At 67.6% G+C, this 25,502-nt stretch carries 18 protein-coding genes; 8 read left to right on the top strand and 10 right to left on the bottom strand.

The window, feature by feature from the left end:
• The first annotated feature begins 16 nt into the window (after positions 1–16).
• Positions 17–949 (top strand): ABC transporter ATP-binding protein, encoded by a 933-nt coding sequence (locus EPO55_RS16630; protein ID WP_296338129.1) that lies wholly within the window; start codon positions 17–19, stop codon positions 947–949.
• Positions 946–1,629: a 4'-phosphopantetheinyl transferase superfamily protein gene (locus EPO55_RS16625; protein WP_296338128.1), complete on the top strand. Its 684-nt coding sequence runs from the start codon at positions 946–948 to the stop codon at positions 1,627–1,629. Before EPO55_RS16630 ends, EPO55_RS16625 begins: the two co-directional genes overlap by 4 nt.
• Here the strand turns inward: EPO55_RS16625 and EPO55_RS16620 are convergent.
• From EPO55_RS16620 to EPO55_RS16605, 4 genes are read right to left on the bottom strand one after another with little or no spacing between them, the layout of a single operon-like run.
• Positions 1,566–2,624, bottom strand: a complete 1,059-nt coding sequence (locus EPO55_RS16620) for a hypothetical protein (protein ID WP_296338127.1) — start codon at positions 2,622–2,624, stop codon at positions 1,566–1,568. The genes EPO55_RS16625 and EPO55_RS16620 overlap by 64 nt on opposite strands.
• Positions 2,621–4,840 carry a condensation domain-containing protein gene (locus tag EPO55_RS16615; protein ID WP_296338126.1) on the bottom strand — a complete coding sequence of 740 codons (2,220 nt, stop codon included), beginning with the start codon at positions 4,838–4,840 and terminating at the stop codon, positions 2,621–2,623. The genes EPO55_RS16620 and EPO55_RS16615 overlap by 4 nt, the downstream gene beginning before the upstream one ends.
• The gene (locus EPO55_RS16610) at positions 4,837–12,519 is read right to left on the bottom strand and encodes a non-ribosomal peptide synthetase/type I polyketide synthase (RefSeq protein WP_296338125.1); all 7,683 of its coding nucleotides are present in this window, start codon (positions 12,517–12,519) and stop codon (positions 4,837–4,839) included. Before EPO55_RS16610 ends, EPO55_RS16615 begins: the two co-directional genes overlap by 4 nt.
• A complete protein-coding gene (locus tag EPO55_RS16605) occupies positions 12,516–14,432 on the bottom strand; it encodes a non-ribosomal peptide synthetase (RefSeq protein WP_296338123.1) in 1,917 nt (638 codons plus the stop codon). The genes EPO55_RS16610 and EPO55_RS16605 overlap by 4 nt, the downstream gene beginning before the upstream one ends.
• 285 nt (positions 14,433–14,717) lie before the next feature.
• Between EPO55_RS16605 and EPO55_RS16600 the strand changes: the two genes are divergently transcribed.
• Positions 14,718–15,650 (top strand): DnaJ C-terminal domain-containing protein, encoded by a 933-nt coding sequence (locus tag EPO55_RS16600; protein WP_296338122.1) that lies wholly within the window; start codon positions 14,718–14,720, stop codon positions 15,648–15,650.
• A complete protein-coding gene (locus EPO55_RS16595; protein WP_296338121.1) occupies positions 15,647–15,976 on the top strand; it encodes a chaperone modulator CbpM in 330 nt (109 codons plus the stop codon). The genes EPO55_RS16600 and EPO55_RS16595 overlap by 4 nt, the downstream gene beginning before the upstream one ends.
• A gap of 1 nt (position 15,977) precedes the next feature.
• Here EPO55_RS16595 and EPO55_RS16590 read toward each other — a convergent pair whose 3' ends face one another.
• Genes EPO55_RS16590 through EPO55_RS16580 form a run of 3 tightly spaced genes read right to left on the bottom strand, consistent with a single transcriptional unit; the run spans position 15,978 to position 18,496 of the window.
• On the bottom strand, positions 15,978–16,562 hold the full coding sequence (locus tag EPO55_RS16590) for an NAD(P)H-dependent oxidoreductase (RefSeq protein WP_296338119.1): 585 nt from the start codon (positions 16,560–16,562) through the stop codon (positions 15,978–15,980).
• Between the two features lie 44 nt (positions 16,563–16,606).
• Positions 16,607–17,572: a tripartite tricarboxylate transporter substrate binding protein gene (locus EPO55_RS16585; RefSeq protein ID WP_296338118.1), complete on the bottom strand. Its 966-nt coding sequence runs from the start codon at positions 17,570–17,572 to the stop codon at positions 16,607–16,609.
• Positions 17,573–17,626: 54 nt separating this feature from the next.
• Entirely contained in the window at positions 17,627–18,496 is an 870-nt protein-coding gene (locus EPO55_RS16580) for an MBL fold metallo-hydrolase (RefSeq protein ID WP_296338117.1), read from the bottom strand.
• A gap of 63 nt (positions 18,497–18,559) precedes the next feature.
• Between EPO55_RS16580 and EPO55_RS16575 the strand changes: the two genes are divergently transcribed.
• Genes EPO55_RS16575 through EPO55_RS16565 form a run of 3 tightly spaced genes read left to right on the top strand, consistent with a single transcriptional unit; the run spans position 18,560 to position 20,226 of the window.
• A complete protein-coding gene (locus EPO55_RS16575) occupies positions 18,560–18,880 on the top strand; it encodes a metalloregulator ArsR/SmtB family transcription factor (protein WP_296338116.1) in 321 nt (106 codons plus the stop codon).
• Between the two features lie 27 nt (positions 18,881–18,907).
• The gene (locus EPO55_RS16570; RefSeq protein ID WP_296338115.1) at positions 18,908–19,435 is read left to right on the top strand and encodes a rhodanese family protein; all 528 of its coding nucleotides are present in this window, start codon (positions 18,908–18,910) and stop codon (positions 19,433–19,435) included.
• Positions 19,435–20,226 (top strand): sulfite exporter TauE/SafE family protein, encoded by a 792-nt coding sequence (locus tag EPO55_RS16565; protein ID WP_296338114.1) that lies wholly within the window; start codon positions 19,435–19,437, stop codon positions 20,224–20,226. The genes EPO55_RS16570 and EPO55_RS16565 overlap by 1 nt, the downstream gene beginning before the upstream one ends.
• Before the next feature lie 9 nt (positions 20,227–20,235).
• Here EPO55_RS16565 and EPO55_RS16560 read toward each other — a convergent pair whose 3' ends face one another.
• The 3 genes from EPO55_RS16560 to EPO55_RS16550 are packed head-to-tail and all read right to left on the bottom strand — an operon-like array spanning position 20,236 to position 24,546.
• Positions 20,236–21,228, bottom strand: a complete 993-nt coding sequence (locus EPO55_RS16560) for an alpha/beta hydrolase (RefSeq protein WP_296338113.1) — start codon at positions 21,226–21,228, stop codon at positions 20,236–20,238.
• Complete coding sequence (locus EPO55_RS16555; protein WP_296338112.1) at positions 21,225–23,495, bottom strand: xanthine dehydrogenase family protein molybdopterin-binding subunit; 2,271 nt, start codon at positions 23,493–23,495, stop codon at positions 21,225–21,227. The genes EPO55_RS16560 and EPO55_RS16555 overlap by 4 nt, the downstream gene beginning before the upstream one ends.
• Positions 23,496–23,502: 7 nt before the next feature.
• Complete coding sequence (locus EPO55_RS16550; RefSeq protein WP_296338110.1) at positions 23,503–24,546, bottom strand: GntG family PLP-dependent aldolase; 1,044 nt, start codon at positions 24,544–24,546, stop codon at positions 23,503–23,505.
• A gap of 54 nt (positions 24,547–24,600) precedes the next feature.
• On the opposite strand from EPO55_RS16550, the gene EPO55_RS16545 reads away from it, so the two are divergent.
• Positions 24,601–25,431 carry an enoyl-CoA hydratase-related protein gene (locus EPO55_RS16545; protein WP_296338109.1) on the top strand — a complete coding sequence of 277 codons (831 nt, stop codon included), beginning with the start codon at positions 24,601–24,603 and terminating at the stop codon, positions 25,429–25,431.
• The last annotated feature ends 71 nt before the right edge of the window (positions 25,432–25,502 follow it).

Raw genomic sequence — 25,502 nt, 5'->3', positions numbered from 1 at the left:
CCCTGGCCGGCCCCCGATGTTGCCGCGGACGATCATGGGCTATGTCCTGCAGAAAAGCGGCCGGCACCAGGCCGCGCTCGCCGTGCTGTCGGTGGCGGTATTCGCCCTGAGCGCGGTGCCGCTCGAGCTGCAGCGCCGCATCGTCAACGATGCCATCGGCAGCGGCGCCGTGCGCACGATCTTCCTGCTGGCCCTCGCCTATGCCGGGGTGGCGATGCTCGAGCAGGCGCTCAAGCTGGTCCTCAACGTCTATCGTGCCTGGGTGAGCGAGACCGCGGTGCGGGCGCTCCGGCGGACGCTTCACGTCCAGCGCGGCGACCTCGCGCCCGGGGCGCTGTCGTCCGACACCACCGGCGTCGAGATCGCGATGATCGTCGAGGAGGCGCAACCGATCGGCGGTTTCGTCGGCATCAGCATGTCCGAGCCGCTGCTGCAGGGCGGCATCCTGGCCAGCGTCATCGGCTACATGATCTACCTCGAGCCGTGGATGGCCGCGCTCTGCCCGTTGTTCTTCCTGCCGCAGCTGGTGTTCGTGCCCCTGATGCAATGGGCGATCAATCGCCGCGCCGAAGCCCGCATCCGCACCATGCGCGAGGTAAGCAGCGGCATCGCCGGCGCCATCGTCGATGTGCTCGACGTGCCGAGCGAGAGCCAGCGCATCGACCGGGTGTTCACGCTCAACATGGGCATCTACAAGTTCAAGTACACGATGAACCTGGCGATGAACCTCATGTACTACTTCTCGGTCGCGGCGGCGCTGGGCGTCGGCGGCTGGTTCGCCGTCGAGGGGCGCATCGAGGTCGGCACGGTGGTGGCGATCGTCTCAGGGCTGGGCAAGCTCAACGATCCCTGGGGCGACCTCGTGAACTGGGGCCGCGAACTCTCGGTCGTCGGCGTCAAGTACCGGCTGTTTGCCGATGTGGTGAACGGGCTGAATGGCCGCCCATGACGAGCGCGCGCCGTCCGGAGATGGTGGTCTGGTCATGGCGCCTCGATGCGGACCCGTCATCGCTCGAGGCGGCCGAGGCGCTGCTGTCGGAGGACGAGAAGGTACGGGCCCGGAGTTTCGTTGCCGCACGCCACCGTCGTCGCTTCGTGGCCGGGCGGTCGCGATTGCGGTCGCTGCTCGGCGAGCATCTGGGTCTCGATCCGCGCACGCTCGTCTTCATGCAGAATGAGTTCGGCAAGCCGCGACTCGCCCACCACCCGTCCGTGCACTTCAGCCTCAGCCATTCCGAGGACCGGGCCGTTCTTGCCGTGAGCGACACGCTGGTTGTCGGCGCCGACATCGAGCGCGTTCGTGCGCTGGAGCACCTCGACCTCGCGCGGCGATACTTCCATCCCAACGAAGTTGCCGCGATTGAAAAGCTGGCGCGTCCGGAAGAACAGCTGAGAGCTTTCTTCGGCACCTGGACCCTCAAGGAAGCCGTCGTCAAATCGCTCGGCAGGGGCCTGTCGATTCCGCTCGACACGTTCGAGGTGTCGATCGCGACCTCGCCGCCGACCATGGTGCTCTGCCCCGAGGGCGCGCCACAAGCGTGGTGGCTGCACCTGATGACGGGAGACTATTGCCGCGCGTTGGCGGCGCCGGGCGGCGCCGAGGTCGGACTGATCCAGCGGACGGTCTGATCGTTCCGCCCGAGCAGGGCGAGCATAGGCTCGCGCTCGCCGAGGAGAATGCTGCGGAAGAACGCGACCTCGAATGCCCGGATCGCCGCGTTCATGGCGCGCCGTTCGAAATTGGTGCGGTGGAACTTGTCGATGGAGAAGGCGAACAATGCATCGGACAGATCATTGTGGTCGGCGTCCGGCAGCAGAGCCCAGTAGTTGCCGGGCCGCTCCATCCGGCGCCTGTTGCGCGGCAGGTCGATGGCGCTCACCAGGGCGTAGTTCCGGGTGAAGGTGTCGGGCGAGGCAAGTTCGGCCTCGGACGGAAAAGCCTCCTTGCTCGAGAGCAGGAAGTACGCCTCCGATCCGATCTCGGTGGCGGCAGGTCCAAAAAGCCCGCCATCGACGCTCAGGACGGCGACGATGCGTGTGTCCATCAGCGCGGCGGTCAGGCCCGACGCACCGCCGATCGAAAAGCCGAGCACGCCGACCCGCGCGAGATCGAGGCGGCCGGCAAGAAGGGGGAATTGCCCGGCACCGAGGGCGCGAAGGACTTCCAGGAGACGGCCGGCCTGGCCGACGACGTCCTCTCCGGCGCGCTCGATCGTGGCCGCCATCGCCGCGTCGGACGAGAGATCGAAGGTGACCCCGCGGCCAGGGGTGATGGCGGGACTGGCAAAGTCGTCGCAGCCCACGACGACGAAGCCGTGGCTGGCGAGGTTCTCGAGCTGGGTTCTGCTTTGCGTACGTGACTGGCCCCAGCCGGGCGAATAGAGGATCAGCGGCGCCGGCGTCGGGGCATCGAGTGGCGCGTTGGCCTGTGCACGCGCAGCCGGATACCAGACAGTGACCGGGATGGGCTGGCCCTTGGAGTCCTGTAGCACGAGCTCCGCCTGGCCGACGGCTTTGGGTCCGCCGGGCGACGGCGCGCGGGGCACGAACACGACCCATCCGGTCACGGCCAGCGCCACGGCAAGGACCAGGCCGACGATGAGCAGGAGGCGCAGGGCGCTCACCACGTCTGCAGGAAGGAAGCGATCTCGCCGGCGGGTCGCTCGCGAAACATGTCGAAATGCCCGCTGTCGACGTCGACCTTCGTCAGGCTGCCCGACACCAGCGGTCCCCAGCCCATCCGCTCGTCGAAGAACCGGCCCCGCAATGGCTCGTTGCTGCGGAAGAGGACGACGTCGCCGTCATAGGGGCTCGGTCGGTAGCGCGCGACCGCGTCGTACAAGCAGCCGTCGAACCACTCGCCAGGAAGGCTTTGCCGCTCGGGTCCCGGTTCCGGGGGCAGCAGGCCGAGATGGAAAAGGATGGGCTTGCGCACCATCTCGTTCAGGCCGACCTCGCCCTTCCGGAACCGCTCGAAGCGCTGGCCATAACGATGAAGGCGCAGTTGCTGCCGACGCACCATCCGCGCCCAGCCCGGCATGGTCTCGCGATAGCCCGGCGCCCAGCTGTCGAAGAGGGCGACGAGCGCGACCTTCTCGCCCATCCGCTGCAACTGCCGGGCGGCCTCGAACGCCAGGACGCCGTACACGCAATGACCGCCGAGGACGTAGGGCCCTCGCGGTTGCGCCCAACGGATCAGCCGTATCGCGTAGGTGGCGAAATCCTCGAAGGCGTAGGACTTGAGCTCGAGTGGGCCGTCCTGGTGATAGAGCAGGATGTCGATGAAGGGCCGATCCTCTCCGAGCTGTCGCGCGAGCTGGTAGTAGACCGACCGGTTGTTGAACACGATCATCGGCGTGCGCGAACCGCCCTCGTGAAAGCGGGCGACCTGCTGGGCGGGATCGTGGACCGGAATGGGCTTGAGGGGGCCCGCCGAATCGGGCGCGGCGCCGGCGCGCGGGGAAATGTCCTGGAGCGCCGGACAGTCGGCCAGGCGGCAGTCGGGCGACGACGCAAGTGCTTCCAGACACCGGCGCCACGCTTCGACCAGGCCCTGCACCGTTTCCAGATCGTAGAGTTCCGCGTCGGCCTCGCACGACATGCGCCAGCCTTCGTCGCGGCCGATCATGTAGAAATTGAGGGGCCACTGGCTTCCCGATGAGTACGACGGCAGGGAGATCAGGCTGAAGCGGCCTGAGCCCTCCCGTTCCGTCTCCGTCGTGCCCGAATAGGAACGGTGGACGACGAGATTGATGGCGTGCAGTGGCCTGCCATCGCGGTCGGGCGCGAACTTCGACGCGATCTCGAACGGCAGGCGCTGATGCTCGAGGGCCTCCTGGACCTTGTCCGCCGCCGCCCTTGCGAAGGCGTCGAGCCGGACATCGTCGTCGACCGGCAGGCAAAGCGTGATCGAGTTGACGGTCGGTCCGATCAGATCCTCGGTCTCCGGTTCCGTCCGGTTCGCCACCTGGGATCCCAGCACGATCTCCGGGTCGCCCGTGACACGGTGCAGCATCAGGGCAAGCGCCGCTGCGGCAAGGCTGTAGAGCGTGACGTTCTGTTGGCGGGCGAAGCTGTCGACCGCCCGGCCGAGGGCGTCCGGCAGCAGGAGCGAGGTGATGTGGCTTCGCTCGCCCGCGCGAGCAGCCGGCCGGTGATCGGGCGCGACCTCGGTCGCCACGGCGTCCCGCAGCTGCCGCTGCCAGAAGGCGCGCGCCTCGTCGAGGGCGCCGCTCTTGAGCAACTCGTTCTCCCAGAGCGCATAGTCGGCGAACTGGAGCTCCGGCTCGGACTTGTCTGGAGCGGCGCCCGCGTCGATCGCATTTGCGGCGGCGCGGAACTCGCTCGCGATCAAGCCGGTCGACCAACCGTCGGCCACCATCGCATGAAGGGTGAGCATCAGGACGCCACGATCCGGGCCGAAGTGCAGCAGCGTCGCGCGCATAAGCGGCGCCTGGTGGGGGTCGATCGGCTCGATGGCTTCGTCCCTGGCGATCTCCTCGGCACGCGCCGCGCTCTCGTCGGCCGAGAGGAACGACAGGTCGACGTCGCGCAGCTTGAGCGGGCAGGCGGGCAGGATGACCTGGGCCAGCCTGCCGTCGATTTCGTCGAAGCGGGTGCGCAGGATCTCGTGTCGCTGCATCAGAGACTGCAGCGCGTCCTCGGCGGTCGCGGGCGACAGGCTCCCGGTCATGAGCCAGCGCATCGCGACATTCAGCCCCTGTGGGCCGTCCTTGCCAAGTTGCGCCCAGAGCCGCTCCTGCAGCAGCGTGCACGGAAACGCGTTCGCGCCGCCGTTGTCGAGGGGCGCCTGCCGGTCGTCGAACCCGCCGATGCTCATGGCTTGACGGTATGCCGTCTCGCGCCGCGCCGGAAGTCGGCAAGTGATGGGCCTTTCCTGCCGGACGCATCGTGGGACGCGTCCGGCCGGCCCTCGAGCCCGCCGGCAAGGGCAGCGACGGTGGGGTTCTTCATCAACTCACGGGCACTGACGGCGATGCCGATCTGGTCAAGTTGGGCGGCGATGCGGAAGACCTGCAGAGAATCTGCACCAAGGGCGAACAGCGGATCGTGGATGCCGACCTCCTGCCGCCCGATCACGTTGGCCCACACGGTTGCAATCCTGGCCTCCAGGGGCGTCCGTGGCAGGGCAGTGGCCGGCGTTGCGGTCTCCGTGGCCGCAGGCGCCGGCGGCGGCAGCACGTTACGGTCGATCTTGCCGTTCGGCGTCAATGGCAGCGCCTCGAGCCCGAGCCAGCGCGCCGGGACCATGTAGTCCGGCAACCGGCTGGCGAGGTGGGCGGCGAACTCGGCGGGCTTGGTGCCGTCGGCGGCGACGACATAGGCGACCAGCGCCGGGTCGGGGCCGGCGTCGCTGCGCAGCAGGACGGCGCAATCGCGAACACCGGGCGCCTGACGCAGTACGCTTTCGATCTCCTCGAGCTCGATGCGGAAACCCCGCAGCTTCACCTGATGATCGACGCGGCCGCGCAATTCGAAATTACCCGACGGCAGAAGGCGCGCGAGATCGCCGGTGCGATAGAGGCGCTGCGCCGCGCGGCCGGCGAGCGAGATCGTCCGGAACGATTGCACGGTGAAGTCGCTGCGGTCGAAATACCCCTTCGCCAGGCCGTCACCACCGATGAAGAGTTCTCCGACGGCACCTGCCGGCACGAGCCCGTCGCGATCGTCGAGGACGTAGAGCTGCGTGTTGGCCAGAGGCTTGCCGATCGTGACATCGGCGGCGCCAGCGTGCATCTCGCAGCCGGACGAATAGATGGTGGCCTCCGTCGGTCCGTAGAGGTTCCACAGTCGTCCGCCGCCCGAGAGCAGCCGGTCGACGACATCGCGGGATATCGCCTCGCCAGCGGTGATCATCTTCAGCCCGGGGCGTGACGAAAAGCCTGCCTCCAGCAGCATCCGCCACAATGTCGGCGTCGCCTGCATCAGCGTGGCGCCAGCCTTCCTGGCGAGCGCCTCCAGCTCGAAGCCGGTCCTGACCACATCCGATTCGGCGAGGACCAGCCGGCCGCCCACGATCAGCGGCGCGTAGAGTTCCGCCGCTGCGACGTCGAATGTGATGGCGCTCGAGGCGATGGCAACATCGGCCGCGGTGACATCGCACCGGCGCACGACATCGCTGATCGCGTTGGTCAGCGCCCGGTGGCCGACCTCGACGCCCTTCGGCATTCCAGTCGAGCCCGATGTGAACAGGATGTAGGCGGAATCGTCGGCGGGCACGCGCGGGAGCTTGTGCCCGTCCAGGCGTTCGTTGAGGTCGAGCTGATCCATGCGCAACGCAAAGGCATAGGGCGCGATCGACCGGATGCGCTCGTCCTGGCAGATGATGCCGTCGATCTGCGCGGCCGTCGCGATCTGCCGAAGACGATCCAGCGGCTGATGCACGTCGAACGGGACGTAGGCGTGGCCCGCCTTCATCACGGCCAGCAGGGCTACGGGCAACGCCCGGGAGCGGTCGACCGCGACGGCAATCCGGCCCCGGCGGACGATGCTGACGCCCAGAATTTCTTGCGCCAGACGCGTCGATTGGCGGTCGAGCTCGGCATATGACATCGCGCCGGCGCCGTCGATGCAGGCGACGTCATCGGGTGTCTTCGCGACCTGCTGGGCGAACAGATCGTGGATGCAATTCTCGCGGGGGTAAGGAGCCGCGCTGTCGTTGACCACGTCCAGGATGAAACGCTCCTGCTCGGCGGAAAGCACCGGCAGCGCCGACAAAGGCGTTTCCGGCGCCGCGCCGATGCCTTCGAGGATGCGCCGGTAGTGCGTCATCCAGCGGGCGATCGTCGCTTCGTCGAACAGGTCGGTGTTGTAGTCGCAATCGATCCGCAGGCCCGCGCCGGACTCGATGACGTTGACGAAGATGTCGAAGTTGACCGCCGCCTTGGCGTTGGGCGTGACCCTGACCGCTGGGCCTCCGAAATCGAGCGCCTCGGCCATGCGCTCGAGGTTGAACTGGACTTCCATGAGCGGCAGGCGGTTCGCGGCACGCTGCAGCGGCAAGGCTCGGACCAGGGTGCCGTAGGTGCATTTCGGATGGTCGAAGCCGTCGAGCAGGCGGCGCGCCACGACATGCACATGCGCGCCGAAGGGTGCGTTCCAGACCAGTGGTGCCCGGAAGGGCAGCATCTGAACGCAGTGCCCGACCAGGTCCGGTTCGTCATCGGCCGACTGGCCTGCCACCGGCACGCCGATCACGATGTCGGTCGCTCCCGCGAGCCGGCCCAGGACCGTCTGCAGTGCGGTGAAGAGAGTCGAGAAAACGGTCACGCCGTACCCGGCGCCCACTTTCTTCAGCGAGGCAAACAATCCGGCATCGAATTGGATCGAGTAGGTGGCGCCGGCATACGACCGCTGCGGCGGACGGGGGCGGTCCGTCGGCAGATCCGGCAGCGCGGGAAGATCGCTGTAGAGCGAGGTCCAGTAGCGGAGATCGACGGCCTGCAAGTCCTTCGACGCCGCCTGCGCAAGGGCATAGCGCGCGAAATGTGGGGCCGCGGGCAACGTGGCAGGCTGCCCCGCGTGCGACAGGCGATAGTATGCCGCGAGATCACGCAGGATGATGTTGGTGGACCAGCCGTCACACACGATGTGATGAACGGTGAACAGGAGAACGTGGCGGTCCTTCGCGAGGCGCACGAGCATGGCGCGCACCAGCGGTCCGGCCCAGAGATCGAATGGCGTGCGCGCATCGGCGGCGATGCACGCGGCCAGCGCCGCCTCCGGATCGCGCTCGCGCGAGCAGTCCTGCGCTTCCAGATCGAGGACGAGCGACGGCGCGAAGTGCATGCGCTCATCGGCGCGCCCGATGCGTCCCCGCAACGCCTGATGGCGGGCGATGACGGCGTTCAGCGCGGCTGCCAGGGCGGCGGCATCGATCTCGCCATCGAATGAGATGCTGATCGACTCGTTGAAGGCGCAGGAGGCTTCGTCGCTCATCTGCGCGGCGGTCAGGATTTCCAGCTGCGGATCGGTGAGGGGAGCCTGGTCAGGTTCGACCGGGGGCAGATCGATCGGTGACGGTCTGCCGATCTGTCGTGTGGCCGTCAGGATGCCGGCCGCCTCCAGCGCATCGAGCGTTGCCTTGAACGCATTCTCGATCGTCGCGATGTCGGCATCGGAATGCGCGGTGGTCAGGAAGCAGGGGTAGGCTTCCTGGACATGTACGCCGAGCAGGCGCATCTGCGGCCAGAACAGCGCTGCCAGGGGGTGCTCGGCCGCGAAACTGAGATGGAACCAGCTCGAGAAGCCCTCGGCCCGCGTCGCCAGCCCGCGCCGCTCGAGGTCGCGGTTCACGGCATCGACGAGGCCGCCCATGCGCTGGGCGAGCCGCTCCTGCAGGGCGGGGCCCTCGGCCTTGAGATGCAGGAGCACCGCCTTGGTGGCGGCAAGCACCAGCGGATGGCGTACGAAAGTTCCGGCGAAGAAGGTCGGCGCAACCTCGGGGACGGAATCGTCGCCGAAGCGCCATGTGCCGCCGTCGAGGGCGTCCATGAACCGCGCCTTGCCGGCGAGAATTCCGACCGGCATGCCGCCGCCCACGACCTTGCCGTAGGTCGCGAGGTCGGCCCTGATGCCGAACAGCGCCTGCATGCCGCCGGGATGGGCCCGGAAGCCGGTGACGATTTCGTCGAACACGAGGGCCGCGCCCCTGGCCTCGGTGATGGCGCGCAACCTTTGCAGGAAGGCCCGTGGCCGCAGCTCGGGATGGCGGCTCTGCACCGGTTCGACCAGAACGGCCGCGATGTCGTCGCCGTTGGTGTCGATCCATTCCAGGCTCTGCGGGTCGCCATACGGCAGGACCGTCATGTTGGCGACCGCCTCGGGCGGGATGCCCGGCGCCACCGGAAGCGCGCGCCGGGTGGCGCCGCCGGCCTTGACCAGCACCTCGTCGAACTGCCCGTGGTAGTCGTTGCCAAAGACGACGACGCGCTCACGGCCCGTCACGGCACGGGCCACGCGCATCGCCGCCATCACCGCTTCCGACCCGGTGTTGCAGAACGTCACGCGCTCGTCGCCCGTCATCTCCGATACCAGCGCGGCGACTTCACCGGCCAGTGAGCTCTGCGGCCCGATCGGGAATCCTTCCTGCAACTGCGCGGCGATGGCCGAGGTGACGAAGTCCGGCGAGTGTCCGAACATCGTCTGGCCGTAGCCGTTGACGAGATCGACGTATTCGTTGCCGTCGATGTCCCAGATCTTCGAGCCCTTGGCCCGCGCGGCGATCACCGGATAGACCAGTTCCTTCCACTCCCGGCGGAAGCCCGCGACGGTGCGCGGGTCGGCGAGCACGGCCCGGTCCTGCTCCGTCCTGGCCTTGGAAAGCGGCGTACGCGCGTTCACGCGCCGCACCAGATCCTCGATGTAAAGGCGCTGGCTCGCGGTCAGGTCCTGCTGGCTGCCAGCGGAGGGGTGTTGCAGGCGTATGCGGGCATTGGCCTCCTCGCGCGGGGCCGGCACGGCGACTGGCGCGGCAATGCGCGGAGCGGGCGCCACGGCCGCCGGCAGCGACGGATCGAGAGGCAGGATCGACTCGAGGTGTGCGGCGAGCCGGGCGACCGACGGCATGTCGCTCAGCAACTGCCGGAACGTGATCCTGATCTTGAACTTCTTCTCTAGGGCGCGCGCGACCTGGCCAAGCAGGAGGGAGTCGAAACCCAGCGCGACGAAGTTCTCCCGGGGGTCGATGTCGGACACGCCGGACAGCTCTTCCAGGATGGCGATAATCGCGGCCTGCAGGGTGTCGATACGCGAGGCTGCATGGGCGGGCGGTGCGCCCGGTGCGGCGGGAACGTCCGATGGATGAGCGACCGGCGGCTCGACGGGCGCCGGCAAGGAAGTGATGGTACTGCGCTTGTCCGAGCGCTCGATCCAATGGCGCTTGCGCTGGAAGCGATAGGTCGGGAGCGGGACTCTGCTGCCTTGGGTGTCCGCCGCGGCCGTCCAGTCGGGCGAGAAGCCCGCGCGCCAGAGGGCGGTCAGCGCATCGCCGAGGTCGTCGGTCTCCGCGTCGGCGAGGCTCGCCGTGATCCCGCGCAGCCTTTTCCGGTCGACGACCTGAGCCGCCAGCGCCGACAGGGTGTGGCCCGGTCCGACTTCGAGCAGGAATGGATGACCGTCCCGCGCCACGGTCGACACGGCGTCGGCGAACCGTACCGGAGCGCGGCCGTGGTGGGCCCAGTATTTCGGATCGGTCGCTTGCGCCGCATCGGCCCAGTCGCCGGTGACGCACGACACAAAGGACATCCGGGGCGTCGCGAGTTGCGTCGCGCCGGCGGCTTTCTCGATCTGCGCGACCACGGGATCCAGGGCACGCGAATGGAAGGCGTGCGAGACGGCCAAGGGCTGGCACGCCACGCCTCTCGCGGTCAGCCTGTCGCTCAGCGCCTCGATCTCCTGGATCGGACCCGACGCGACACAGAGCGACGGCGCGTTGATGGCGGCGAGGTCGATCGTGTCGCCCAGCTCCGCTCTCAGCTCACTCTCCGGCAGGCGAACCGCCAGCATGGCGCCGGGGGCCATGCCCTGCATGATCCGTGCGCGCGTGGCGACGAGGCGGCAGCCTTCCTCGAAGGAGAAGACGCCAGCCAGGCAGGCCGCAACGAACTCCCCGACACTGTGGCCCACCATGGCGTCGGGCTCGAGGCCCCAGGACATCCAGAGCTTGGCCAGGGCATATTCGAAGACGAACAGCGCCGGCTGCGCGAGCAAGGTGGCGTCACCGCCCGTCGCCGCCGGCTCGAGCAATTGGGCGCGCAGGTCGGCGCCGACGATCGGCTCCGCGATGGCAATGCCCGCGTCCAGCGTGGTCCTGAAGGAGGCGTGATCCCGATAGAGCGCGTGCGCCATGCCGGGGTATTGCGCGCCCTGACCGGGAAACAGGAAGATGAGCGGCGGCCTTTCGCCGGGCCCCGGTGTGGTTGGGGGCGCGGTTGGGAGAGCCGGCAGGGCGCGCAGCGCTTCGATGGCCTGCTCGTGCGATGAACACGTTACGGCAGCCCGCCGGTCGAAGGCGCGCCGGCCGGTCTGCAGCGTATGGGCGACATCTTCCAGGGCCGTTTCCGGGCTCGTGGCGAGGTGATCCGCCAGCGCCGCAGCCGCCGCCGCGAGCGCCGCATCGTTCCTGGCCGACAACGGCAGCACGTGGCGCCGGTGTGCCGCGTCGCGGGCCGGCGCGATGGACGGCGCTTCCTCGAGCACGATGTGCACGTTCGTGCCGCCGACGCCGAAGGAGCTGACGCCGGCCCGTCGGGGACTGCGTCCTTGCGGCCAGGCGACGGGCGCCGTGGGGAAGTAGAACGGGGTTCCGGCAAGGTTGATGTGCCGGTTGGGCCTGTGGAAGTTCGCCAGCGGCGGGATTTCATGGTGATGAAGCGCGAGCGCCGTCTTGATCAGGCCGGCGGCACCGGAGGCCGCGTCCAGATGGCCCACGTTCGCCTTGGCGGAGCCCAGCGCGCAGTGGGGCCGCTCGACCCGGGTCGAACCGAAGCCCCGAACCAGGCCGGCGAACTCGATCGGATCGCCGAGAGCGGTGGCCGTGCCGTGGCATTCGACATAGCCGATCGAGCCCGCATCGACCCCTGCCGAGGCCAGCGCCGAGGCAATGACGTCGGCCTGTCCCCGTACGCTGGGCGCGGTGAAACCGACCTTGTCGCTGCCGTCGTTGTTGACCGCGCTGCCGCGAATGACGGCGTAGATGTGATCCCGGTCCTCGATGGCGTCTGCCAGGCGCTTCAGTAGCACGATGCCCGCGCCGTCGCCGAATACCGTGCCCGCAGCGGCGTCGTCGAACGGGCGGCAGGCGCCGTCGGGCGACACCATGCCGCCTTCCTGGTGCTGGTAGCCGCGCTTCTGCGGGAAGGTGATGGAGACGCCGCCGGCCAGCGCCATATCCGACTGGTACAGCAGCAGGCTCTGGCAGGCCTCGGCGATGGCGAGCAGAGACGTCGAACAGGCGCTCTGCACGGTCATCGCCGGACCGCGCAGGTTCAGCTTGTAGGCGATGCGCGTTGCCAGGGTGTCGGGCAGGGCGCCCAGCAACGTATCGTAGGAGCCGACCTGGTAGTCGCTGACGAACCTGTCCGGATCCAGCCGTTCGGCGAGGACGTTCGTGAGCAGGTAGGTGTTCATGCTGCAACCGGCGAACACGCCGATCGCGCCGGGAAAGCGCGCGGGATCGTAGCTCGCGTCCTCGAGCGCCGACCACGCGCACTCGAGCAACAGCCGGTGCTGCGGGTCGGTCAAGGCGGCCTCGCGGGGCAGCATGCCGAAGAATTCCGCGTCGAACAGGTCGACGTTCGCCAGGATCGGTCGCGCGCGCACGAAGTTGGCGGCCTTGCGAATGTCGTTGGGGAAAGCGTCTTCGAGCTCGGCGTCGGAGAAGCGGCTGATCGAGGTCGTGCCGGCGCGGATGTTGGCCCAGAACTGGTCGACGTCGTCGGCCCCGGGAAACCTGCCGGCAAGCCCGATGATCGCGATGGCGTTATCGGGCACGCTCATCGGGGCAGCCGGGCGCTCCGCAGCCGCTTCAGCGCGTCGGACTGCTGCTGCGCCCGCCGCTGTGCCGCATTGTCGGCCGATGTGTGCCTGCCTTCGATGGCCCGCGCCAGTTCACGAATGTTGGGATGCTCGAAGAGGGCAAGCACCTCGACGTCGGGCCAGATCCGCGCGATCAGGGCGTGGGCCTCCACGAGCTTGAGCGACGTGGCGCCGAGATCGAAGAAATTGGTGTCCGCTCCCAGGGCGCGCAGCCCGAGCACTCGGGCGAGGATGCCGCTCAAGGTCCGTTCGGCTTCGCCGCTTGCAGGATTTGTCGCCGACAGCTCGAGCGGCCGGCTCGCCGGCAGGCGCTCCTGGTCGATCTTGCCATTGGGGGTCAGCGGAAATTCGTCGAGGACGACGACCTGCGAGGGCCGCATGTGGGGCGGCAACGCGTGAACAAGGGTCGCGCGCGCCTCCGACGCCAGCGCCGCGCGGTCGTGAGCGCCGGACGCCGGCTTGACGTAACCGGTCAGCAGGGGCGTGTCTCCGTCGCCTTTGGCCACCGTCACGACGGCGTCGGCGACACCGTTGCTGCGGCGCAGCGCTTCTTCGATCTCGCCGAGTTCCACGCGCTTGCCGTCGATCTTGACCTGCCGGTCGCGGCGACCGACGAAATCGAGATTGCCGTCGGGCCGGCTGCGCGCGAGATCGCCCGTTCGATAGAGCGTGGCGCCGGCTCGCCCGGCATCGGGGACGAACTGCGTCGCCGAATGCTGCGCATCGCCGAGGTAGCCGGACGCGAGGCCGAGGCCGCCGGCATAGAGCATGCCGACTTCGCCCGCCGCCACCGGCTTCATGTCGTCGTCGAGAAGGCGGATATAGGTGCCGCGAATGGCGGTGCCGATCGGAACCGGCCCGCCACCCCAGCCTTCACGCGGAATCCGGTAGCAGCAGGTGAAGGTCGTGTTTTCGGTCGGCCCGTAGCCGTTGATCAGCTGGCAGTCGGGATGCGCCGCCTGCGCGCGCATGACGTGCGTGGGCGACAGCACGTCGCCACCGGCGATGATCTGGCGAAGGCCTCGCAACGCCTCGAGCTGATGATCGACGAGCGCGCGGAAGAGGCCGGCCGTGAACCAGGCCGTCGTGACGCCGTTCTCCCTGATGGTGTCGACGATCGATTGAAGCGAGGCGTGATCGTCCTTGATGAGGATCCCTCGCGCGCCGTGCAGGAGCGTGCCCCATATCTCGAACGAGCTGGCGTCGAAGGCGAGCGGTGCGTTGTGGAGGAAGACCTCGTCGGCGCCGAAATGGGCGTAAGTCTGGCCGGTGACCAGCCGCACCACTGCGCGATGGGGGATCGATACACCCTTCGGCCGGCCCGTCGAACCCGAGGTGTACATGACACAGGCAATGTCGGCCGGTGCGCAGCTGCCTTCCAGCGTCGCCCCGGACTCGGCGTCGGCGGAGGCGAGCATGGCATCGAGGCTCATCGTCGGAACGGAGAAATCGTCGGCCGGGCTTTCACCGGAGAGGACGAGGTCGGCGCCGCAGTCACGCAGGATCCAGTCGTGATAGGCGATCGGAGCGGCCGCATCCAACGGCATGTAGGCCGCACCGGCCTTGACGGTCGCAAGAATCGACAGCAGTGACGCGATCGAGCGCCCGGCATGCAACGCCACCACACTGCCCGTGCCGACGCCCTGGCGACGCAGGAAACGCGCAAGCTGGTTGGATTGCCGGTCGAGATCGGCGTAGGTCAGAACAGCGCCATCCTGGACGAGTGCAACGCGCGGAGCCGCAGCCTCCGCGCTCGCGGCAAACCGCCTCGTGATCGTCTCGCCGGCGGCTTCGAAATCGAAAGCCTCGCCACCGCCAAACGCGCCAAGCAATGCGGAGCCAGACGCTGCAGCGCCGGCTTTCGAACCAGACATTACCTACCTACCCGCCCACAGAATCGAGTTTTGGCTCGATATCCCCAACGGCCGCGCTTCCCACTTCGCTGCCGCCACTTTACGACGACAGGACCAACAACCTCGCGGATATTGATTTCAGTCGGCGTGCGATAACTTTAGCCACACAGCCGATCCTGTCAATGGTTTCAATCCCTATCCAATGGATTCTCATGCGGTCCAACAGCTGAATCACAGACTGTGAAGTCGCGTCGGCGTCGGGTGCTGCTCTTGCAACAACGCAATTCACACCACATTTGTAGGGGTATGAGCGACCCCTACTCAGTGCTCGGCGTGCCGCGAACCGCCACCGAGGACGACATCCGAAAAGCCTTCCGCAGCCTCGCCAAGAAGCACCATCCCGACCTCAATCCGGGCGACAAGGCGGCCGAAGCGAAGTTCAAGGAAATCTCCCAGGCCAACGATCTACTCTCGGACGCGGAGAAGCGGCGGCGCTTCGACGCCGGCGAGATCGACGCCACGGGTCAGGAGATGCCGCCGCGCGGCTTCTATCGCGACCAGGCGGGCGGGCCCGGCGGCGCCAAGTACGCGCATGCGGGCGGCCACGAATCCTTCGTCGACATGGGCGGCATCTTTTCCGAAATGTTCGGCGAGCGGCGCGGCTTCGGCGGTGCGCCCGGCGGGGGATTCGACATGGGTGGCATGCCCGTCACCTACAGTCTGCGTGTTCCGTTCCTGGTGGGCGCGCGCGGCGGCAAGCAGCGCGTAACGTTGCCAGACGGCAAGACGCTCGACATCGACGTTCCCGAAGGCACGACCGATGGCCAGACGTTGCGGCTGAAGGGGCAGGGCATGCCCGGCACGCAAGGCCGGCCGGCAGGCGACGCCTATGTGGAAATCCATGTCGAGCCACACGCCTTTTTCCAGCCGCGCGACAACGACATCCACGTCGAACTGCCGGTGACGCTCACCGAGGCGGCGCTGGGCGGCAAGATCCGCGTACCGACCGTGGGCGGCGCGGTCATGTTGAACATTCCGGCCGGCTCCAACACCGGCACGTCGCTTCGCCTCAGGGGCCGCGGCCTGCTCGACCGCAAATCCGGCCAGCGCGGCGATCAGTACGTGAAATTGAAGGTTACGCTGCCCGACCAGCCGGACGAGAAGCTGAAGGAGTTTCTCGAGAATTGGGAGGCGGGGCGTGGCTACGATCCGCGCAAGGGCATGGAGCAGTTCACATGACCACGCTCGACGACCTGCTGCGCCTGCACGGCAGCCTCACCACCGTCCATGTCGAGCGCTGGGTGGCGCGCGGCCTGCTGCGACCCACCGGCGGTGCCGACTCCTGGACGTTCGAGACGATCGACGTGGCCCGCACGCACCTGCTCGCCGAACTGACGGGCGATCTCGGCCTCGATGACGAGACGGTCGAGATGGTGATCGACCTCATCGACCAGGTGCATACGCTGCGCGGCCAGCTCGACGTGATCGGGCGGGCGATCGCCGAACAGCCGGCCGCGACCCGCGAGGCGATCGCGGCGGCTCTCGCGAAGTTGGGCGAACGCTAGCTCAGGCCGCCCGGCGGCCGAGCGCTTTCATATCGTCGAACCAGCGTGCGATCTGGGGCTTGCTGCGCGTGCCGACGCTGCCGAGCAGGGTGTCGCGCACCGGGGCGAGGCCGACGAAGCGCAGGATGTTGCGCTTGAGGTTCTTCACGCCGTGGGCGCGGAAGTACCAGCGATAGACGAAGGCGGGCATGCCCATGGTCACGACGATGCGCGCCGATCGCCCCGTCAGGAGCATCTCGGGAAAGCCACTCGGTCGATAGTTGTAGGCGAAACCCGGCCGCAACGTGTGCTCGAGGAAGGCCTTCAGTACGGCCGGAACGTCGCCCAGCCAGAGCGGGAAGATCACCACCACATGGCTCGCCCATTTGATCGATTCCTGGGCGGCGGCAATGTCGGACAGGACATCGCCATGCTCGAACTCGCCTTGCGAATGGACGAAGCCGAAGGCCAGCGTCGCGATGTCGAGGCGACGGACCTCGTGGCCGCCCTCTGCGGCGCCGGCGCCATAGGCGTCGGCCAAGGCATGGCAGAGCCCCTTGCGGACGGGGTCGGGGTGGCCATTGAGAATCAGGATATTTGCGGTCATGCGTAAGAGGTCGCATGACCGCCGGGCCCGGGCCTTGACCTAGGTCATTCGGGCTCGACGCCGGCCCGCTTCACGGCGTCACCCCAGGCGGCGCAACCGGTCTTCATGATTTCGGTCATTTCGGCCGGCGTGGTGCCGGTGGCGAACAGGCCCATGTCGAGGAGCTTCTCCTTGCCCTCGGGTGCCTGCACCACCTTGCGGATCTCCGCGCTTAGCCGCTCAACGATCTCCTTCGGCGTGCCGGCCGGCGCCATGATGCCGTTCCAGCCGACCAGGTTGATGTTGTAGCCGACCTCGTTGAAGGTCGGGACGTCGGGCAGGCGCGGCCAGCGCACCGCCGAGGTGACGGCCAGCGGCAAGAGCTTGCCGCCCGAGATTGCGGGACCGCTGGAGGCGAGATCCTGGATGGTCATCGGGATGTGGCCGGCCAGCGTATCCTGGATTGCGGGACCCGCGCCCTTGTACGGCACATGGGTCATGTCGAGCTTTTCGGCCTGGTTCAGCATTTCACCCCAGATGTGCGACGACGAACCGAGGCCGAACGAGGCGAAGTTGACCTTGCCCTTGCGTTCCTTGGCCCAGGCAACGAACTCCTTCACCGACTTCGGACCGAGCGTGGGCAGCACCACCATGGCCAAGGGCGCCAGGCCATGCTGTGTCACCGGCACGAAGTCCTTGAAGCCGTCGTAGGGCATCTTCTTGTAGACGTAGGGATTGATGCACATCATCGACGAATTGACGTAGACGAACGTGTAGCCGTCGGGGGCGGCGTTCTTGACGATCTCGGCGCCGACCATGCCCTGGGCGCCGGCCTTGTTCTCGACGATCACCTGCTGGCCGAGCACGCCCGTGAGCTTGTCGGCGAAATAGCGCGCCACGACGTCGGTCTGGCCGCCGGGAGGATAGGGCGCCACGAGCTTGATCGGCTTGCTGGGCCAGGCCTGGGCCTGCGCTTCGGCGGCAAACAGAATCATCGCGCCCGCGAGCAGGGCTTTCATTGTCGACTTCATTGATTTCCTCCTTGGCCGCGGATGCTAGCCGACGGAGGGGGCAGGTACTACCCGTCAGGCGGCGAGGCGTATCGGAATGCGGAGGTAGGCGACTCCGTTCGTATCGACCGGCGGAAGTCGACCGGCCCGGATGTTCACCTGCACCGACGGCAGCAGCAGCACCGGCGCTGCCAAGGTTGCGTCGCGTTTGGTACGCAAGGCGACGAAAGTGGCTTCGTCGATGCCATCGTGGACATGGACGTTGCGCGCGCGCTCCTCTTCCACGGTGGTCTGCCAGGCATAGCTGTCCCGTCCCGGCGCCTTGTAGTCGTGGCACATGAAGAGCCGGGTGGCGGGTGGCAAAGCCAGAAGGCGGCGGATCGAGCGATAGAGCTGTGTTGCATCCCCGCCCGGGAAGTCGGCCCGCGCGGTGCCGTAGTCGGGCATGAAGATCGTGTCACCGACGAACACGGCGTCGGCGATCCGGTAGGCGACATCGGCCGGCGTGTGACCGGGCAGATGCATGACCTCGATCTCGAGCGTGCCGAGTGCGAGCCGCTCGCCATCGCGGACGAGGCGATCGAACTCGCGACCGTCGCCGCTCACGTCGGTGGCGTTGAAGACCTTGCCGAAGATTTTCTGGACCTCTCTGATGTGCTCGCCGATCGCCACCGACGCGCCCGTCTTCGCCTTGAGGTGCGGCGCCGCGGTCAGGTGGTCGGCATGGGCATGGGTTTCCAGGATCCAGTCGACCTGCACGCCACGCTCCGCGGCCTTGGCCAGTACGTGGTCAGCCGACGCGGTCGTGGCCTTGCCCGAGCGGTGATCGTAGTCGAGCACCGGGTCGATGATTGCCGCCCGGCCGGAGGCGGGATCGCTGACCAGATAGGTGATGGTGAAAGTGGCTGGGTCGAAGAAGGCGTCGATGACCGGCTGCGAGGACATGTCTTTCTCCAAGGCTGCGACTTGACATATATATTAGAGATAACTAAATTAGCAATACCTAATATGAAAAACACATCCACCCGCATCGATCCCCGCGCCCTCCAAGCCAAGGCCGGCCAAGTCGCCGACCTGCTGGGAGCCCTCGCCAACGACCGCCGGCTGCTCATTCTTTGCAAGCTGGTGGAGACAGGCGAGGCGACAGTCGGCGCGCTCGCCGATGACGTCGGCCTGTCCCAGTCGGCGCTGTCGCAGCATCTCGCGCGCATGCGCGAGGAGGGCATCGTTACCTTCCGCCGCGAAGCCCAGACGCTCTGGTACCGCATCGCCGATCCGCGGGTGGAAACGCTGCTCGCCACCCTGCACCGGCTCTACTGCCGCACCTGACCCAGATCTTTCCACGAGGAGAACATCATGTCCCTTCCCACCATCGATGCCGTCCGCGCCAAGCGCCTGATCGACGACGGTGCCGTGCTCGTAGACATCCGCGAGGCCGATGAGCGTGCCCGCGAGCATGTGCCGGGCACACGTCATCATGCCCTTTCCAAACTCTCGACGATCGACACGGCCGGCGCCAAGGCTGTGATCTTCCATTGCCGCTCCGGAGCACGCACGGCTGCGAATGCTGCGCGTCTTGCCGGTGCCGCTGGCTGCGACGCCTATGTCCTGGAAGGCGGCATCGACGCCTGGAAGAAGGCGGGTCTGCCGGTCACCACGGACACACGACAGCCGATCGAGATCATGCGGCAGGTCCAGATCACCGCTGGCAGCCTCGTCGTGCTGGGAGTGGCGTTGGGCATCTGGATCGCGCCGGCATTTCTCGCTCTCTCCGCCTTCGTCGGCGCCGGCCTCGTATTCGCCGGTGTGAGCGGCTGGTGTGGCATGGCCCGGCTGCTCGGCCTGATGCCGTGGAACCGCGCGGTGAAGGCCGCGCTGGGCTGATGCTTGCCGCGGCAATCGCACTGGCTTCGGGCGGCCTGATCGGTCTCGTCCTGGGATTGATCGGCGGCGGCGGCTCGATCCTCGCCGTGCCGCTGCTCGTCTATGCGGTGGGTGTTCCCTCCGCTCACGTCGCGATCGGCACGGCGGCCTTCGCCGTCGCGCTCAATGCCGCGACCAGTCTTGGTCTGCATGCCTGGCGTACGTCGATCCGCTGGCCCTGCGCGCTCGTCTTCAGCGCCGCCGGGGTCGGAGGGGCATTGGCCGGTGCCGCCTTCGGGAAATCCGTCGATGGCCAGAAATTGCTGGCCCTGTTCGGGCTCGTGATGATCGTCGTCGGCTTGGTGATGCTTCGGCCCAAGCCGGCGAGCGGCTCCCAATCGGCGCGTCTCACGCGGGAGAACGCACGGCGATTGCTGCCGCGGCTCATCGTGCTGGGGGCCGGCGTCGGCCTGCTGTCGGGGTTCTTCGGTATTGGCGGCGGCTTCCTGATCGTGCCGGGGCTGATCCTGGCGACTGACATGGAACTGCAGGACGCCGCCAGTGCCTCGCTCGTTGCCGTCACCGCGTTCGGCATTGCTTCTGCGTCGAGCTACGCCTGGTCGGGACTGGTCGACTGGCCGGTCGCAGCTTTGCTGGTTGGCGGTGGCGCCGTCGGTGCGATCGCCGGCACCAAGGCCAACACCGTGCTTGCCCGGCGCAAGGGCCTGCTCACGCGCGTCTTCGCCTGGTTCGTCATTGCCGCTGGTCTCTATGTCGGCGGACGAGGCGCCCTGACGTTCCTGCAGGCGTAGCGTCCGGCGTCAACGGTCCGCCATCCGCCGCCACGCGGCGGCGACAGCACTCACCGCCGCCGGGTCGGCAATCATGCCGAGATGGCCATGGCCCGGCACGACCGTAACGCCGATGCGGGGATTGATGGCCTGCATCATCGGCTGGAACTGGTCGGCATGGAACAGCTCGTCGTCGGCGCCGACCACGATCTGCGTCGGGGCCTTGATGCGCGCCAGCACCGCGCGCCAGTCCATGCCGAGCTGCAGGCTGGCCATCAAGCGGAAGGAATAGACCGGCGTGCGGCGGTCGTCCGCTTTCGCCTGGGTGGCGAAATGGATGGCCGGCAGTCCCTGGAACCAGGGGAGCCCGATCCCGTCGAGCAGCGACAGGGCCACGATGCGCGGCAGCGCCACGCCGGCCCAGCCTCCGGAGTCGGGCTTGCTGGTGGGTGAGTCGGGGCCGATGTAGGGCGAGATCGCGAGATAGTCGTCAAACAGCCCAGCCTGTGGACCGCCCGCGACGCGCAACACGAAGCCGCCACCAGAAGAAAACCCGGCGAGCGTGCGATGGATGCCTTGCTTGTCGATCCCGACGCCTTTGACGAGATCGGCCAAATCGTCGTCGAGCTGGCCGCGATACGAGACATCGCCGTTCCGGGTGCCGCTGCCGCCATGGCCACGCAGGCTGATGGCGTAGACCGTGGCGCCCGCCGCCTGCAGTGCCTGGGCGAGCTTGAGCATTTCCGTGCCGGAGCCGGTCGAGCCGTGCACCAGGACGATCGCGCGGTCGGCGCGGCCGGGATAGAGGCGGTAGTTGAGCGGTGCGCCGTCACGCGCCTTGACGCTCTGCGCCTTGGGCAGCTCGGCGAAGTTCCATTGCGCGATTCCGGGGATGGTGTTGCCGGCGGCCAAGACTGGCGGCGCGCTTGGCGAATCGAAGGCGATGGCGGCGGCGAGTGCACCGGCCACCACGACGATGAGGATGCCCAACCCGTATGTCAGGTGGCGCATCCAGCGCGTCATCGGTTCAAGGCCTTCCAAACTTTGTGGGCGGTGATCGGCATGTCGATATGGCGCACGCCCAGCGGGCGCAGCGCATCGATGATGGCATTGCCGAGCGCGGCCGGGGCGCCGTTGGTCGGCAACTCGCCCATGCCCTTCAGCCCGAGGAAATTATTGGGCGAGGGGGTGGCGATCGTCTCGACCTGCAGGCCCGGCACGTCGTCGGCACGCGGCAGGGCATAGTCCATCAGGGTGCCGCTGAGCAATTGCCCCGTCTCCTCGTCGTAGACGGCCTCCTCCATCAGCGCATTGCCGAGCCCGTGCACGATGCCGCCATGCATCTGGCCCGCCAGCAGGCGCGGGTTCACTACCACGCCGGTGTCGGCCACGGCGGTGAAGCGGTCGATGCGCGTGACGCCGGTGTCGGGATCGACCTCGACCTCGCAGACCATGACGCCGGTCGGAAAGGCCTCGATCTTGTCGGCGAACACCGCGTCGCCGTCGAACGGCTTCCAGGCTGCGAGTTCGAACAGGCCGACGCGACGGTCGGTGCCCACGACCTCGAAGGCGCCGTCACGGTAGGCGATGTCGGCAGGTGCGGCTTCCAGCCGCTCGGCGGCAAGATCGCGGCCGCGCTGGATCACGACATCGGCGGCCCGCGTCAAGGTCGTGCCGCTGATGATGGTCGAGGAGGAGCCGCCAGTGCCGCCGCCGCGCGGGATGCTCTGCGTGTCGCCCTGGCGAATTTCGATGCGTTCGACCGGTACGCCAAGCGCCGACGACAGCATCTGGGCGAAGACCGTCTCGTGTCCCTGACCCTGGCTCTGCGTGCCAAGGCGCGCCACCAACCGATCGGGCTCGACCTGCACCACGACATGTTCGTCGGCGATGCCGCCGGTGCCGTGCAGGTGGCAGGAGAGGCCGAGGCCGCGGCGTTTGCCGGCGGCCTCGCTCGCGGTGCGGCGCGCCTCGAAGCCTGCAACGTCGGCCCTGCTGAGGGCCGTCTCGAACAGCCGCGGACAGTCCGCCGCGTCGTAGGTGTAACCGCTCGCCGCCGCGTACGGCATGTCCTCGGATCTGAGCAGGTTGAGGCGGCGCAGCTCGATCGGCGAGCGGCCGGTCTCGTGGGCGGCGATGTCGACCAGCCGTTCGAGCAGGAACAGCGCTTCGGGCTTGCCGGCGCCGCGGATCGCATCGACCGGCACGGTGTTGGTGAAGGCGCAGTCGAAGTCGAGGCGGATCGCCGGAATGCGGTAGAGACCCGAGATCACCTTGGCCATGCCGGTGGTCGCGATGGTGGGCGCGAACATCGAGACATAGGCGCCGTAGTTGGCTTCGGCCCTGACCCGCACACCCAGGAACCTGCCGGCGGCATCGAGTGCCAGTTCGCCTGTCGCCACGAGGTCGCGGGAGTGGCTGTCGGTCAGGGCGAGTTCGGCGCGGTCCGCCGTCCAGCGCAGGCCGCGGCCGAGCTTGCGCGTCGCCCAGGCAATCAGCACCGGCTCGGCATAGATCGGATACTTCGGCCCGAAGCCACCGCCCACGTCCTCGGTGATCAGCCTGAGCTTGTCCTTGGCGACATTGAGGACGCGCTCGCACATCAGCCGGTGCGGGATCTGCACGCCCTGCGAGCCGAAGGTGACGGTCACGAGGTCGCTGGCGGCGTCGTAGGCCGACCAGGCGGCGCGGGTTTCCATGTAGTGCACGATCTGGCGCGGCGAGCGGATCGAGAGTTTCGAGATGTGCGCGGCCTTGGCGAAGGCGGCCTCGGTTGCCGCGGCATCGCCTTTGCCCCAGCGGCACATCAGGTTGCCGGGCACGTCGTCATGGACCAGTGCAGCACCTGGCTCGAGCGCCTGTGCCACCGTCACGACGGCAGGCAGTTCGTCATAGTCGACGGCCAGCAGATCGGCGGCGTCGCGTGCCTGGTCGAGCGTGCCGGCCACGATCATGGCAACGATGTCGCCGACGTGGCGCACCTTGCCGATCGGCATCGGCAGATGCGGCGGTTCGCGATGACGATTGCCGGCCTCGTCCTTGATCTCGCTGATGGCGGGCAGGTGGCGAAGCTTGTCGGCGGCGGTATCCTTTGCCGTGTAGATCGCGACGACGCCCGGCGAGGCGAGCGCCGCTTCCTTGTCGATGCCGGCGATCCGGGCATGGGCGTGCGGCGAGCGCACGAACAGCACGGCCAGCGCCCCTTCCGGCGCGGTGTCGTCGGTGTAGCGGCCCGTGCCGGTCAGGAACCGCCGATCCTCGCGCCGCGCGATCGATTGGCCGAGCTTCATGGGCGGTCTAGGCGGCCAGCGCGCCGTTGATGACCTTGAGCGCGGTATCGATCTCGGCGCGGTTGACGTCGAGATGCGTGACGGCGCGGATGCGGTTGCCGGCGGCAGTGCCCATGCCCACGCCGCGCGCCTTGCAGGCCTCGACCAGCTTGGCCGTGGTCCAGCCGGGCTTGGTGATCTCGAAGAAGACCAGGTTGGTCTCCATGCGCGGCACATCGATTTTCAGGCCCTTGATGTTGGCAATGCCCTCGGAGAGATGGCGCGCGTTGTCATGGTCCTCTGCGAGGCGGTCCCAGTTGTGTTCCAGGGCATAGAGGGCGGCGGCGGCGATGACACCGGACTGGCGCATAGAACCGCCAAGCATCTGCTTCTGGCGCCAGGCTTCCTTGATGAAGTCCTTCGAGCCGGCGAGGCTTGCGCCGACCGGGGCGCCGAGACCCTTGGTATAGTCGAGCCAGAGCGAGTCCACGCAGGCCGCGTAGTCGCGGGCCTTGGTGCCTGATTTGACGGATGCGTTGCAAAGTCGCGCGCCATCCATGTGAAGGCTGAGGCCGGCCGCGCGCGCCACCTTGGTCACGCCCCGCATCGTGGCGAGCGGCCATACCGTGCCGCAGCCGCCATTCGACGTGTTCTCGATCGAGACCAGGCGCGAGCGCGGCGCGTTGCGGCTGTTGGGATCGCGCAGGGCATCGCGCACCTGCTCGCCGGTAAAGACGCCGTTGGGGCCGTCGACCATGCGGATCATGACGCCGGCATTGGCGGCGGTGCCGCCGCCCTCGGCATTGATGATGTGCGCGGTGCGATCGGCGATTACCTCGTCGCCCAGCCGGCAATGGACACGGATGGCGATCTGGTTGGCCATGGTGCCACTCGGCAGGAAAACCGCGTCCTCCTTGCCCAGCAACTCGCAGATGCGCTCGCGCAGGCGCTCGACGGTGGGGTCTTCCATCTTCTGCTCGTCGCCGACCTCGGCGTCGGCCATGGCTTTCCGCATGCCGGGCGAGGGCTTGGTCTTGGTGTCGCTGTAGAGGTCGATGAAACGGTTTTGCATGGCGTGGCGTGTTCTCCTGCGTCACCATAGCCGCTTCAGGCAGAGGGAGGAAACATGAGCCAGTTTGCGGCCCAGCCCACACCGGCCCTAATGCCGGAAGAGTTGCTCTACGGCGTCGACGGCGCCATCGCGACCATCACCCTGAACGCGCCACAACGCATGAACACCATCTCGGGGCCGATGCTGAAGCAGCTCACCGAGGCGCTGGTCCGGGCCAACGAGGATCCGGCCGTGCGGGTCGTGATCCTGACCGGGACAGGCCGTGCCTTCTGTGCAGGCCTCAATCTCGAGGCGCAATCCAAGGGCACCGACAATCTCAGCGTTGGCGCGGGCGCCACGCCCACCAACATCGACCTGCGCAACACGCCGCCGCCGGTGCTGCACGCCATGGACAAGCCGGTGATCGCCGCACTGAACGGATCGGCGGCGGGCTACGGCCTCGATCTCGCGCTGGGCGCCGATATCCGGGTCATGGCACAGTCGGCCAAGCTCGCCGCTTCTTACGCCAAGCGTGGCGTCCTGCCCGAATCCGGCGGCACCTGGTACCTGCCGCGGATGCTGGGCTGGGCCAAGGCCGCCGAACTGATCTTCACAGGCCGCACCCTGACCTCGGCCCAGTCCCTGGAAATCGGCCTGGTCAATAAGGTCGCACCCGATGGCGAGGTGATGGGCGCGGCGCGCGAGCTCGCCTTCGAGATCGCCGCCAATGCACCGCTTGCCATCCAGGCCGCCAAGCGCATGATGCGCATGGCTTGGAACGAGCCGTTCAACGAGCATGTCCACCATGTCTTCCTGCAACTTTTGCCGTTGATGCAGACCGAGGACATGAAAGAAGGCATCAGGGCGTTCCTGGACAAGCGGGAGCCTTCCTTTAAGGGGCGCTGACCGAGACAATCCCCAAGGGTGCCCTGAAAAAGGCGATTTTGCGGCCCAGATTTTGTAGGATTGCTGGCGGC

Source organism: Reyranella sp. (assembly GCF_004296935.1).
In the GTDB taxonomy this organism is placed as follows: domain Bacteria; phylum Pseudomonadota; class Alphaproteobacteria; order Reyranellales; family Reyranellaceae; genus Reyranella.
Note: the sequence above shows the minus strand (reverse complement) of the source record. Positions and strands in the feature narration are given on the sequence as shown.